The organism is Paenibacillus hodogayensis, assembly GCF_039536325.1.
GTDB lineage: Bacteria > Bacillota > Bacilli > Paenibacillales > NBRC-103111 > Paenibacillus_AB > Paenibacillus_AB hodogayensis.
Window position 1 is genome coordinate 432,943 of record NZ_BAAAYO010000014.1, and the last position, 14,260, is coordinate 447,202.

Annotated in this window: 8 protein-coding genes and 1 pseudogene; 2 read left to right on the forward strand and 7 right to left on the reverse strand. The window is 36.7% G+C overall.

Annotated elements, in window-relative coordinates:
• Positions 1-61: 61 nt before the first annotated feature.
• The 4 genes from ABD796_RS29950 to ABD796_RS29965 are packed head-to-tail and all read right to left on the reverse strand — an operon-like array spanning position 62 to position 10,193.
• Positions 62-5,611: a DEAD/DEAH box helicase gene (locus ABD796_RS29950; protein ID WP_344915361.1), complete on the reverse strand. Its 5,550-nt coding sequence runs from the start codon at positions 5,609-5,611 to the stop codon at positions 62-64.
• Positions 5,604-6,677 (reverse strand): hypothetical protein, encoded by a 1,074-nt coding sequence (locus ABD796_RS29955; protein ID WP_344915363.1) that lies wholly within the window; start codon positions 6,675-6,677, stop codon positions 5,604-5,606. The genes ABD796_RS29950 and ABD796_RS29955 overlap by 8 nt, the downstream gene beginning before the upstream one ends.
• Before the next feature lie 2 nt (positions 6,678-6,679).
• Positions 6,680-8,512: a coiled-coil domain-containing protein gene (locus ABD796_RS29960; RefSeq protein ID WP_344915365.1), complete on the reverse strand. Its 1,833-nt coding sequence runs from the start codon at positions 8,510-8,512 to the stop codon at positions 6,680-6,682.
• A 13-nt stretch (positions 8,513-8,525) separates the two neighbouring features.
• Positions 8,526-10,193, reverse strand: coding sequence for a competence protein CoiA family protein (locus ABD796_RS29965; RefSeq protein WP_344915367.1), 1,668 nt, complete (start codon positions 10,191-10,193; stop codon positions 8,526-8,528).
• 334 nt (positions 10,194-10,527) lie between these two features.
• Between ABD796_RS29965 and ABD796_RS35725 the strand changes: the two are divergent.
• A pseudogene (locus tag ABD796_RS35725) lies at positions 10,528-10,662 on the forward strand (IS256 family transposase); the annotation flags it as partial.
• Positions 10,663-10,684: 22 nt separating this feature from the next.
• On the opposite strand, the gene ABD796_RS29970 reads toward ABD796_RS35725, so the two are convergent.
• The 3 genes from ABD796_RS29970 to ABD796_RS29980 form a co-directional block, all read right to left on the reverse strand.
• Positions 10,685-11,917 (reverse strand): hypothetical protein, encoded by a 1,233-nt coding sequence (locus ABD796_RS29970; RefSeq protein ID WP_344915369.1) that lies wholly within the window; start codon positions 11,915-11,917, stop codon positions 10,685-10,687.
• Positions 11,910-12,413, reverse strand: coding sequence for a hypothetical protein (locus ABD796_RS29975; protein WP_344915371.1), 504 nt, complete (start codon positions 12,411-12,413; stop codon positions 11,910-11,912). Before ABD796_RS29975 ends, ABD796_RS29970 begins: the two co-directional genes overlap by 8 nt.
• A gap of 957 nt (positions 12,414-13,370) precedes the next feature.
• Positions 13,371-13,796: a hypothetical protein gene (locus ABD796_RS29980; RefSeq protein ID WP_344915373.1), complete on the reverse strand. Its 426-nt coding sequence runs from the start codon at positions 13,794-13,796 to the stop codon at positions 13,371-13,373.
• Between the two features lie 53 nt (positions 13,797-13,849).
• On the opposite strand from ABD796_RS29980, the gene ABD796_RS29985 reads away from it, so the two are divergent.
• A partial coding sequence (locus ABD796_RS29985) for a helix-turn-helix domain-containing protein (RefSeq protein ID WP_344915375.1) occupies positions 13,850-14,260 on the forward strand: 411 nt, incomplete at its 3' end.

Genomic DNA, 14,260 nt, shown 5'->3' on the forward strand with positions numbered 1-14,260 from the left:
AACCGCCTAAAATAAAAATGTTACCTCCCACCTTTCGGAGGTAACATTTTTATAAGCAAAATTAACTTTTTTCAATTTTCTCTTTAAACTGCTTGTAGACCAAGGACAAGTTTCTTCCTATTAGATATTCATTAACCAATAATAACTGAGCTTCAGTATAATGTCTTGCGAGAGGATGGAGTTTTTCTATATGGTTTTTATCAATTAGACTTGGAGCTACACCAAGAGCGATTTGACGATTTTGAGAGCTTATGACCCATGGCACCTGAATTCCATTATAACTCACACTATCTTTACATGTGTAGCCTTCCAATTCTAAAATTCTAACCAATGGCTCAAGAACTTTTCTTTGTCGATCAATTTCCAAAATATTGGGTACCGTAGAATGAACCATGTATCTCAACAAACTTGCGCCTAAATGACGATCCAAATGAATATGCCAGTACCTATTTTGATAATGCCGAATACAATCCGTACAAGAACGGTCACACTCTTGATGACAATTTTCTAATAGAACCAAGGCTTTATTTAGGATCATTGGCAACTTGTGAGCTGCTTGTTCTGCATATCCCGCACCACCTGCGAGGGAATCAAACATGTAAATATCCGCTCTTAATGGATCATCTGGATTTAATTTCACAAGTCTAAAGCCAACTTTGAACTCCGCGGGATCGATATCTAATTCTCTACTAGCTGATAATAACAAGGCTTCAGAAACTGTCCGCAGGGCGTCATTAATGATATGGTTGTCAAGATTAAGATTTACTGAACTGATAAGTGGTTCTTCTATATTTAAACGCAATAGCAACAAATCACTTTTAAAGTCGTGTCCTAAAAATACGTTTTGAAATAAACCCTGACATTTGGACGGCACCTGAACACCATAAACAGGTTCCACTTGATAGGGGCGATCATGAGAAACGTTAGGAGACTTTTTGTCTTCTGGATCAACAACCTTTGCTGCTCCGCACGACTCGCATACATAAAATCCAGCGTTGCTCTCATCATTGCCCTTATTAATTGTAACGAGCCATTGATCCTTCGCCTGAACAGAAATCAACTTTTCACCAATTCTTGTCCATCCCCCAATGTCATCCTCAGATAACGGAAGAGGGAATTGCGCGGTTGTAGCATACGTCAGTTCTTGTTCATCATCACCTTCTATGATAGCTGCTCCCTTTTCAGGAAGAAATACTTCGGGTATTAAAAGTTTTCCTGAATCAAGTGTACCTGCACAAACAGGACATGGATCTTTATCACTTAATTTTTCAGCCTCATCTATGTCACGAACAAATGTACATCTCCTACAGGACACATATTTTCTAAAATTAGATTTCGCTTGGAAAAGCTTTTCTGCTCGATTGATATCCGTAACTCTTGCTGCATTTGCTACAATCCCACCTGATCGATACGTCGTTTTGTCAATAACCACTAACCTTCCAGGCGCATATTCACTCAATGCCTGATCAATAGATTGCTGTGGCAATTCTTTGGTAATTATCTTGAAACTATTTTTCCCTTTCTCTTTCTTTACCTCGATTGGAAAACTGCAAAGACTCGTTGGAAATGCATAACTCGGTAAAAAACCTTCATCAAATAAATAACTAAGAAGTTCATTTCTATTGGTACCTAGATCAAATTCATCTTCATCATCTTCTTCAGTAGTCTCGTCATTATTTATGTTACTTGATAAAACTGATTCCAGTTTCGACAACAATTCTTCTATGAAGTCGTGCACACATTTAATTTTGTCAGTTGCTATGTTTTCTGGCAACCACTCAATAATACGGTCAACCAGAGTTTTATTCTCGTAAATACCCTGTTTAATCCATTCGATAAATTTGGATTTGTTGAATTGGCTATCTGAATCCATGTCGAAAAAGTCTGCGACAGAACCAAGAGCAGCAAATAATGTCTTATCCTCATCTATTTTCACTTCGCTTCTATTAATCATTTCATGAAAAAAGGTTTGAAACATAAATGCAAACACATGCCTTTTGGCAATCTTAGTATTATTCACTTTAATCATTGGTAATCGAGGAGAACCCGATACAATTTTCTCTGGATTTTGAAAATAGAAACTATCATGCGGCGCTCCTTCAGCATAAGTAATAACTGTAGACAGTGACGAGCCTCGTCGCCCTGCTCTCCCTGCTCTCTGTTGGTAATTTTCACGTTGAGGCGGGACATTTCTTAGTCCAACAGCAACTAAAGAGCCTATGTCAATTCCAACTTCCATTGTAGTGGTACAACTCAGCACATCTACTGAACCTTCTACTAATTCATCTTGTTCTAGTTTTACATCTTGAAAACGCAACTCATATATTTCGTTCGAGGCAAAAATTTCACCTGCATCTTTATGTGATAGCTGTGCTGTGTGCTCTTCAGCAGTTACGTATTTAGGGCTGCTTTCATTGCGTATAGACTGCACGACTGGAGTACGTAGAAATCCCTTTCGTGCCTGCACGTAGTCATGGGTGTCAGGATCAAGAATGATGATATCCTTGTCGCCACAGTTAACACAGTAATTCCCCAGTTTAACAGGAGATATAAAGGTGCAACTGTTACATTTGTACCAATTTGAATCGATGTCAATCTTTAATACAACATCATTACTGTCTATAACATAGGCATCGCCAACCTTATGACACAGTCTCTTACGCAAAATTTCTTGAATACTCTTTACTTCTTCTGGGGTACATCTAAAATATTCTTCTAAGATAAACCTTTGTTCTTCTCCAATCTTCCCTGAACTTGTCCATGAACTTTGCGGGTATCCGGCCGCTTTTCGCCTTATAGATGCAGATATTTTTGTCTCTAATTCAAAAGCAAAATCCTCTAAAATATCTTCAATATAATAGTTAGTTAAAGCTTCTATATGGGAAGCATCTAGTTTATCCGTAATTACCGATACTTCTTTACTTATCTTTTGTACCATTAGATTAGTAGGTACAAGATATCCAACCATCGCAGCCCTTAACGAATATTCTTTATTACACAATTGTCGCAGGACTGCTTTATAGTAACTGGAAGAAGGTCTGCACTCCCATTGCTGTTCTGTTGCAAATTCTAAAGATCCATCATAGTCTTCTTTAAAATCTCGAACATGCTTAAGCAATGCTATTTTATCCTCTCGATCAAAAAACTGGAGATTGAATTCCGCTACGACCGACACAAAGGCAATATAGAGTCCATCATTTATCTTGGGGTCTCTATTACATACTTCTTTATATCGAACAGCAGCCAAAACAATTGCTTGTCTAAAAGTATCCCATTCAACTTCTCTTGGAATATCTCTCGCTAAGCGAGCTGCTTTCTGTCGCCCATCAGAGAACAACAAAACTTTTCTTCCGCCATTCGGAAATTCATCGCTTTCTCTACGTTGTGCTGGTTGATTAAACAATTGAGCCTTAACAAGGTTTGCAAACGGAGCCTCTCCCTTTGTAGCCAGATTCATAATCTTACTTCTATTCTTTTTCCATTTTTTCAAACAAATAGGACAACGTTGAAATAGTTTATCTCCAGATCCGGAACTGATTGGTTTATAAACTTTCAGGAACCCTTCTGTTGTCTGCGGTTCATTGTTAAATAACTTACCTGAACTGATATCTAGCCATGCAGGTACACTGTTTTCAATATCTCGCTCGTTAGGTTGACCATCAACTAACAGCTGAATTTTAAACAGACGATCTTCATTCTCATCATTTACTCCAGTTATATTTGTAGGCTCATGGAGTAAAAAGTCACCATTCTCACCATGAACATATCCAACTATAAATGCAGCACCACAATCTCGATGAGTAAGCAATTCATACACTCGGGCATTTTTTTTGCAATTACAGTTCAACATAGGAACAGTATGCAAACGCCCTAATATTGATTGCTTTTCTCTTCTATCTAATCTCCCCTCACAGCCCTGATTGGTGCAAACATATAGACCTGGAATACCTCTAAAAAACAGATGCATTCTTGTAGGCAGCAGGACTTTATTATCAACTTTTCTTTTAGCAAGTGCTCCCAAAGCCAAAACAACTTCAGTCGCTTGCTGGGCGATCATTGTATCCTGAATAGGGAAGAGTTCGTTTGATAGACGATGTAATGGTACAGTGTTCCCACTTAAAGCTTTAATCATCTGCTCAACTGGGCCCCATCCTGACAGTTGATAAAAAAGGTGATTAACAAATTCGTTAACCTCGTTGCCATTAAAACGGTCCATTCCTAGCATGCCTGCTACAGCATTAAATTCTTTAATCGCAGCCTCCGGATTTACTAAGGTATTCTGAATTACGGAAAGATTTATGCGTGACAAACTTATGGCCTCTTCTGTACTTCCCCTATGTGCTCCATGACGCAACTCCAAATTACCCGTAATCAATTGGAATTTACGCGATGTTTTTTCATTGATACCTGTAAGTTCACCAGCAAAATTTATAATAGCCTGCTCGTCCGCCTCACTCTTTCCTAAGCTAGCACTTGTGAGTATGCATTTCATTCTATTACGATCAATTCCTAGTCTGGCCATTAACCTTCTTATTAGAAAAGCAACTTCGGCTCCACCAGTTCCGCGATACATATGTGCTTCATCTAAAATTAGAATTAGCTTATTTCTATGATCGGCTTCTAGCCATTTTTTTGTATCCTGAAAAATACTCCTCTCAATTGGACGCATTAGCATGTATTCCAACATCGAGTAGTTGGTAATAAGGATATCTGGGCATAATTTTTGCATTTCATGTCTAGTCAATAATTCCCTATCATCGGGTTGTGTTTTCAAACGCTCATGCCAATTCCTTAAAATTCTAAGCTTCCCTTGACGCTTGCCTGTTCGATATGTTTCATTCTGTTCCTTATGTTTAGCATAGAATTTAATAAGATCCTTGCTAGGCCACTTCCCTTTGGCTTGAAGTTCACGAACTTTATTGACATCCCCAGCATACTTCAAATAAAACCTTTCAAACAAAGGCTCAATATGCGCTGTAGTCTTCGCAGACTTATGCACCCCTGGATAAGGGGTTTTTGAAGTGTATGATCCAAACTGAACATTTCTAGCTCGACCTTGCTTCAATAAAGCTGCAACTCGCTCATCACCAAACAGTTTTCTTATTCTTCCGAGTTGGTCATTGACCAGTGCATTCATTGGATATAATAGAATAGCCCGGCAACCGCGCAATGAAGCTACATTTGGACGATCAGCAGCCTCTATTGCTAACGATCCTAGAACTGGCATCAAAAAACTCTCTGTTTTCCCTGACCCCGTTCCTGTAGCAACAATGATATCTTCATCCTCATCTAAAAAAGCTTCAAGCGCTTTAGCTTGGTGAGTATAGGGACTGGGGAATACACCTACGCTAGGGTTGCTCAATTGAGAAACTTGTAATAAAATATCTTTGGCTGCGTCTGGAATACTTAATTTTTCATATGATGAGCCTAGCTGATAACTCGGCGTTGCTTCAATAAAAGGTTGTTGGCTTATCTGGCCAAATTGATCAAGCAAAAGATTCCTCTCTCTAATTAAACTTTCATTCTTAATATGATACGCTGATTCAAGATAAGACCGTAAAGTCTTGTGCAACGCCTTGGAAACTTCAAATGCACCGTATGCATCACTCATTGTGGTTCCTCCTTGTACCCATAATCTCATATCCGTGTGATTTCAAGAACTGTTCAACATGATCCTGCACTTGTTCACATACGTAGTACTCAAAAGCATTCTGTTTTAGCGAGAAAACTAACATATGACGTTCTAATGCCTGTGGGAGTGGAGAGTTGACTTTCAAAAAACTATCATTCCAGCGGGCTATTGGGGATCGTCCACTTTCTAATCGAAAGCCTATCATCAACCATCTAATAGTGTCAGCATCTGTGATTGTCAGTTCCTTCAACAAATAACCATCTTTTAGCTCTCCCAAGAAATAACGTCTATTTGAGTCTACTGTTTTACAAAACAATATTCCTGATAATTTTTGTACTTGAATTGTTCTTTGATCAATCCAGAAAGACCTATTACCGCGTTCCCTATGCCCCAAAGAATTATACACTTCAAACTCTTCAAATCCTTGAATACTTTGGCTTCCTAAAGTAGACAATTGACGCATTTGCAACGTCATCCAACTGTTAATGTTTCCAGGTTTCCATCCTATCCAATTTGAATAATCTTGCCATAAATGCCGATCCGTTTTTATTGAGTCAGGTATTCTTTTCTTCTCAACTATTCGCCCGTATCCTGAAATTCGTGCACTAGGGATCATATTTCGAATTAATGTCGTAGATGTTCCTCCAACAATAACTGCGTACTCACTTTCCGGTAGATCAATCATCCGTAATGGCAAAGGAACATAAAATCCACTTCCCAAGTGAACTGTATCACCAATTTTTTCCAAGCATATGCGAACAGGTTTAGTAAAATCCGTTTGCTCTTTTAAATTTTCGTCTTTTAATTCAGGCCATATAGTATCTACTTTTTGGCTTAACATATTCTTGATTTTGCGATTGTGTACTGGTTGTATACTGTCGTCTGAAAAATCACTTTTAAAAGCTATTTCAAAAAGAATGGACCTCCAGTATTCTGTTAAAAACAGTTCTCTTTGAAAGTAATCATTTTCAGGGAATGCAACAGTTTGGTGAGACATTGTCAACTCAATAAATTCTTTTGAAGTTAGCACTTTTGGTTCTTCCATGTTTATAGCTCTTCCATAGCCATATATTTGATAAGCGACTTGCTTCGCTCATCTAACTCTATTTCGTCAAACGGCCGCTCCATCCGTTCCTTAAAATGCAATGAGGTTATTGGAATTAGCCAACCATAATTTACAGATGAAAAATTAAAAGAGGGATCTAGTTGAATCATCATTTTATACGTTGCGGCTATTGTTTTTCGCCATATGATACTGCCATGTTCGATTATACCTCCAGGTAATAAATCCTCTATTTCCAAGTAATCACTAATATCCATATCTGTCCTTAAGAGCAATTTTGAATCAATGACTCCATTGACATAGGGTTCGATATTTTTGTAACTCCACCCAATACAATCCGTATTAAACACTGGACCAATTTCAAGATATTCTTTACTTAAACTTAAAACCGAAGGACCAGTGACCAGAGTTGCCATAATAATGACAGGATAATTCCAATTTGCTCTTCCTATTATTTGCTCTGCTATATACTTTCTTAAATTAGAACCGTAGATTTCAAAAGCTGACCTATTGATTCCTTCAAGTATAATAGCTATTGGTTGATGACAAGATTCCGCGTCATTAAGCCATTGCCTAAGTTGTTCTGCTGAAATTAGCTCATCTATTTGCCCAAATGGGACGCTGATAACCTTCACAGTACTCCCACATAGACTAGCAGCACAATATTCTGCAGCAAACATGCTCATAGATCCGCTAAACATAACCATTTGATTGGTAAGAACTGCAGCCAGTACTTCAAAAGCAATTTCTTTTGCATCAGCCAGTTTTATACCCAGACTATTCAAATTATTTTTCAGATGAATCATTGCGTCCTGGCCACTTGCCAGTTGAATCGGTGGAAGTATGAATTCAACCTCTTTTATGGTGAGTCGATTGACCTTCTCTGTAGTCACAGCCACCTGAGTAGTTTGTCTATCCCACAGCGTATTTGAGAGCAGTTCTTTCAGATCAAGACCCTTATAGGATTCCTCTTGTCTTGAAAGTTTTAATTCTATTTCATTAATTTGTTTGACTAGCTCGATACTTTGACTATTTATTACACCAATCTGTTCGGTCAAATGTATATATGTATTTGAAGGAAAAGCTTCTCGTTTTGCTAATGCTTCAATCTCGCCTTTCAACTCTAAAACATTTTTTTCAATATCTTGAGATTTCTTTGCCATGACGGACGTCTCTTCTCGCAGTATGGAGGCTATCGCACTAAATTCTTTGAACTCTTTACTTATCGCAAAAACATTTTCGTCGATCCCTCTAACCATCTTTTGCATTTTCTCTTCACTTTGCTTAACATTTGAAACCAATCGCTCCTCCAGTAATTCTAAGCGCGCCTGTAGTTTTTTTGTAAATGGTGTAGGTGCTAAATTGACTAACCACAAGCTGTCCACATTCATACTGATTGGACTAAATTTTATCCAATCTCTGATAACATCTTGTGCCAATTCCCCAATTACTAGGTTATTTAAAATTCTTAATAATTCATCTTGATTGTCTATCATCTTAATTACCAAACTATTAAATTCATTTTCATCTTGATAGTTCAGCAAGCTCTTTAATCGCGCATGCGAGTCTGTCCATAATATCCATAGTTTTGAAAACAAACTCCATTCTTTATCATCCCAACGCTCAATTCTTGCAAAATAAACTCTAAGCCGTATATCTATATCCTTGCCTGCACGAAAACCCTTTCTTTTAGGCAGCATCTTAATAGCACTCGATAAAATTCCCGCGGGTATATTTCCCAAAAATGTTCTGAAATCGTCAAACGAATAAGTCTGTATTGCAATTCTTCGATCCTCGGGGTAGCTAATCAAACTCATTTCTTTCCATCACCTAATCTCTATCAGTTTTTTTATAAGATACGGTTCGTAAAAACTCAGTAATACACTCCTTTATTTGAGGTACCATTGATACGGGAATAAATTCTACTTTTGACACTTTAAGAAGCAATTCTTTATCAGATCGATTCAAGTATCTTAATTCTTTAATATCAATTCCTTTAAAGCTGTCATTCCTAATCATTCCTACTGTCCGTCGCATTGTGCGCACACTCAGTAAGATCCATTTCACTTGCTCTCGCCAACTCGTACTCATTGAAATTGAACTAGTTTCCCTTTCCTTTAACGGCACTATTGCAGAACATCCATATCCTCCAGCATCAAGATAGACATAGTTACCTTGACGTAGCGCTTGATTTAAGGTTAGTGCAATTTCAGTAGGCTTTTCCTTCTTAAAAACAGTTTCATTCATTTGTGTTTTTAATAAGAGAGCAACGTTGCTCGGAAGATTGACATCTGTTAGAGTAAACTTATATTCTTGAATCATTTCAAAAAAAATCGTAGCATCTTTGGAATGCAAGCTGTAGGTCTCTTTTGTACCCGAAGAAGAGTATATTCCCTTAAACACGACTCCACTGATTTTTACGAATGCCTGTATTGTATTTTGACACACTAATCTCAAGGCACTTTGCCTGTCATCATCCAACCATATCTCCGTTCTTCCTACTGGAAGATTCCCAATTGATAACAATATAGGCATCTCACCATTTCCTAAATGACGTATCAATTGCATTTCCTCTATCTTTTGAACATTTATTGTCGACCACGCTTTTGCACCGTGCTCCCCAATTACAGCTATAATTACATTATCAGATGGGGAAATCACTACTGCTTCTTGATCATCTACTACACTTGAAACTGGTGATACTAGTCTTAATTGGGGGACAGGAGCAGCTACGCTCTTGTTAAAAATATTTCTAATCCATTGTTCTACAAAGCTATCCGAAGATGTTGGTAACTTTATGACCAGAGCAGACCAACCATTTATTTTTTTCAATTTTCGATAGGCAATAAGAGGCGGCAAATTAAATAAAGTCTTTATGTTCTGATCATTACAAATTAATACATAAGTATCTCCCCATTGAAGGGGAGTATTCTGTAATAGCCTTCGCCCACCTAATTTTGAAAAGTAAAAGATAGTAATCATATCTTCATCCAAGCCTTTAACAGAATGGGTAACTTTCTTTTTCCATTCGTCTTTTATGCATCCATTTACCATTACATTATAAATTTGTGATTGTAATCTAACTTTCACTTTCTTTCCATAGCTTCGAACAGACGACAGTGGGATTGTTCTTTCTCCATCCCATGCAAATGGAATCTTAAGGAATGCCTTGCCCGTATATTGCCCAATTGGAGATGGTATTTTTATATGTAGCGACCAATTTTCCTTTTCTATTTCCACATACAAATCCAGTGTTTTTTCGTATAAGTTATCTATTATTCTGTCCTCAACTTTTGATGCATAAATCGTAGGAGGAACATATAATTCGCAATCTTTTATAGTTTGCCCTGAAACATGTGCAAAATGAGCAATTCGTTTTTTTCCTTTTCTTAAAAATGTCTCTTTTCTACATCTGGGACATGTATACGATAAGCCCCTTATCGCGTCTGAGGAGGAAGCATGGACATGTTGCAAACTTGAATTCAATGCCCATTCCATAATAATCACACCTAACAAATGAAATTGAGTCTATATACCTACTCTCTTAAAATTCAACACACTCAGGTCATTTCCTCCAAATTTTCCATCTCTTCTATCAGTAGAAAAACTGTAATATGACATTCGTATTTCTTGTAGAATTCAGGTTCGCATAACCTTTTCTGCGCATAACCCGCTCACGCCTGATTCGTATATCTAAGCTGAAAAAAATCAAAGTTATGCGAAAACAAGCAACAAAAGCGAAGTGAGTAAACGGGAAAAACCCTTGATGCACAAGGGTTCAGGGCATTTCTGAAGGATCAGAAAATAGTTCGATTAATGCGGTGTTATGTAAAAACTCATCTACACGACCAATATTATTGAGAGCTACCGCCCCCGCCAGTTACGCAAGATGACCAAGGGCAAGAGCATCTTTCCAAACAGAAGAAGCGCTTCTCTGAAGATGTTGTGCCTGGTCACAATTTCAATTTCACTTCATATTATCCAATCTTTCATTTTGAATTTTCTTGGTTAGTTTTCTCCAAGTACAAACTTCCGTTACTGAACCCATTTTGATCAAAATTCGTAGCCATTTTATTGATATTAGAATTTGCAATATCAATTAAAGTATTTTCTACACTTAGGGGTATACTGGCTAGTTCAATTTGTTGCTTAGAAATCTCTAAAGCAACTGCAACTTCTTTTAATCTATCTCTATTCACCTCCAAAATAAGAGTTTTGTTTCGAACATCTTCAGCTTCAATATTGGGTTCTTCTCGTTCTCCATAACCTTCATCCACTAATTCAATATCATCAAGAACAATTTCATTTTGTACTTGAAGCCTATCAATTTTGTTGACATACATTTGATAAAACAACTGAGCGAGTACATAAGTAGCCAAAAAAACAATAACATAAGGACTGTTGTGACTTATTCCTTTTAGATCAAACTGTCTTTCTTCTTTGACGTTTTGTTTAATAAAGTTTTTACATAGTATCTCAACACTATTACTTTCACCATTATAAACTCCTACAATAGGTCGTTTATTGTTTATGAAACTACGTCCAAATAATCCTGGCACTTTGCTTACCAATTCATCATAACGTTTTGACAGTGAGTCAGTCTTAGTAGACTTGATCTCTTCTTCTACTTCAATCATTTTTTTCTGTATTTCATATCTGTTCATATAATCGACTTGCAATTTCTTTAATTCTTCAAAAACTAACTCCCTCATTTTCTTTTGAGATTTAGGCTTTATAATAGTAGAAACATATGTGTTTAAATACTTTTGATATTTATGAATTTCAATTTTTTCATCAGATGTCATAGCTTCTTTAACAAAAAAATAAAGATTATTCTTATCTAGCTTATCTTGTCCCTCTCCTGTTTCCTTATTAAATTTTGTATACATCCGAGAAAAAGAATCAAATATGTACCTGACTGCATCAATTTTAGAATTTGAGTATAGGGGAATTGGAACTCCTAAATGATATAAGTTTTTCACTCCGTTTTTACTACTCAACTTATGTGTTCCCAAATATTTATAACTTCTGTGAATACTAAATGATTTATCAAACACAAAAAAATTCTGTGGGTTCTCTCCTTCTTTTATTCTTTTTCGTACTTCATTCAGCAATTCATGTTTATAATGAAGTTCACTGATTTTGTTTGCAAAGTCAGTAACCCTCCAAGATTTCAAAAATTCATCTTCATTCTGTTCTAATCTAAATTCAATTTTACTCATTGTGTCTGCTCCTTTGTTCGATTGTTTTCTTCAACTTATTTATTTCCTCTTGACACTTTATTCTCAACTCCCTTTCTTCCAGGTATTTCTCTCTGAATTTAAAATTCTCTTCACTTTTTTTATCTACCATTATGCCTTGTCTTTCATCAGACAATTTAAAGGACCATAAGGTTGCTGCTATACCCATCAATAGAAGAGCATTAGTGTTTATATCGTTCACTAATTCAGAAAGGATGCTGTAATATTTAAATCCGCTAGCAAAAGCGGCCAATATAATCATGAATATACCTATACCTATATTCACTTTTTTTAATAATCTCAGAATAGAATTCTTTCTATTATTAGATGAAGAACCCAGATTCAATCCAGTCAGAGTTAAAAAAAATGCCCCTATATTAAATACATTGAGCTGAAACTCATTAAAATCATAGAGATTCAATCCTAATAAGACTCCGAGAATGAATAATAGCCATGGAGCTACCTTGTCCCTAAACATTCTTTATACTCCTTTCTTTATGTATAATTGTATTCATTTAACGATTTTTGAAGTTTCACATAAAACCATTTTACGTACTTCACAAAATTCGTTCTAATCCAGAAATCTTTGTATTTCGCTTTATATATAAAAACTCCGGAGCAAACTGAGCCCTGGTAGGTGAGAACTACGAATGGTGGCTCTCACCTACCGAAATAATCGTTTATACAGATCAAAATTATATTAGCTGCAACTCAACCGTAACTGACATCTTTGCCAATGTCTCTCTAACTATTCCCATCTTAGCATGGTAAATGACAATTGGGAAATATCAAACAAAGGGAGGCGCAGAAACCAAATCGGCTCTGCTACCTCCCTGTGTTTATACACTCACTTCTTATAACATTCCGCCTACCTGCAGCAAGTGTCTTTCAATCATTCAAGCCTTACTCACTTTAAGGAGTTCAACATATCTACACACTCGACATCCAAATCCAAGTCCAGAACGACAGGAACGGTAATTTTGTCTTTGATCAACTTATTTCTGCAGTCGTTACCTTCTGTCGTAAATGTCATAAATCGCGTAAAGTGTGAAAACAAAGGATTTCTACGTATCGATTCGTTGTATTCCTATTACGCACTCCACATGGGATGAATGCTGACGGTAGAATAAACTAAGATGTGACTGTATTCAGCCTTAAAATCATAATCTTGTATATTGAAAAAAAGGGGCAAAAACTAATGCCCCTTCCATTCTCTCTTGCCTGTAATAACAAACTCCTTGATTTTACTGTTTTATTTATTAAATCGAAAACATGTACTAAACAGTACGCCTTATTTATATATTTTATTATATGCATAAATACAGTAAATAATCGCCTTATCAATCATTTTATTGAAAACTTCAAAGATGAGGAGCCGTTTAATGTGAAAGCCTCTAAGATAAAATTATATGTTTAATACACAGCTATTCTATTTTCAAATTACTTGTTTTAGTTTCTGAAGAGTATCGGCATCAAATATATATTCTGCTGATTTAGTAGGCAAACTATTTACTAAATCTGTTATATAATTAATCCTATCACTATATTTATTTTTCATAAACTTAACATATAGTTCGACCACTTTTTTCAAATTCTTATATCTTATAAACGTGACATCGCATACTATATTATTATCAATATAATCTATATACTGATCGTGGTGCTTCTCTGGTGTTAACACTACAGTATAATCTTTAACTCTTCTAATCCCACCAGTTTCCTCATAATTTATTATTAATTGCGGTATATGAATTCGAGCTTGTTCAATACCATGTTTTTCAATATAATCAACTATCATTTCATTTAAATGACCAAATTTGCTGATATATATAGAACGCAAGTAACAAACGAACAAAGTCACGCCAACCACCAAATGGGGTAATGAATAGTAACAAAAACCCGGTGGTGATGAAAATGAGTGCGGCAAAAATCGAGCAACTCAATGTGTCCATGAGAGAAACATCAGATAAACGACTTTACGAGAGGTACCTTGCAGTCCGCCTTCGCTTTGAAGGTCACTCGTTTGAGGAGATTGGCCATTTACTCAATCGGACGCGCCAAACAATCAGCCTTTATTGGCAAGCCTATCAGGAGCATGGTCTTGCCGGGCTGGAAATGGATCATTCCCCCGGACAACCGACGAAGCTCACGAATGAGCAACGTAGTGAGCTCGGCGCCATGCTGGAACAAAAGACACCAGTCGATTTTGGCTTTGAAGCGCGCTATACCTGGACCCTTCCGCTGGTAGCCGAGTGGATCAAGATAACGTACGGCGTCAACATGAGTGTACGTGGCATCAGTGCGATGCTCAAACGGATGAACTTC

Coding starts and splice junctions, on each gene's coding strand:
- ABD796_RS29950 (WP_344915361.1), bottom strand. CDS start 5,611: ATGAGTGATGCATACGGTGCATTTGAAGTTTCCAAGGCGTTGCACAAG.
- ABD796_RS29955 (WP_344915363.1), bottom strand. CDS start 6,677: ATGGAAGAACCAAAAGTGCTAACTTCAAAAGAATTTATTGAGTTGACA.
- ABD796_RS29965 (WP_344915367.1), bottom strand. CDS start 10,193: ATGGAATGGGCATTGAATTCAAGTTTGCAACATGTCCATGCTTCCTCC.
- ABD796_RS29970 (WP_344915369.1), bottom strand. CDS start 11,917: ATGAGTAAAATTGAATTTAGATTAGAACAGAATGAAGATGAATTTTTG.
- ABD796_RS29960 (WP_344915365.1), bottom strand. CDS start 8,512: ATGAGTTTGATTAGCTACCCCGAGGATCGAAGAATTGCAATACAGACT.
- ABD796_RS29975 (WP_344915371.1), bottom strand. CDS start 12,413: ATGTTTAGGGACAAGGTAGCTCCATGGCTATTATTCATTCTCGGAGTC.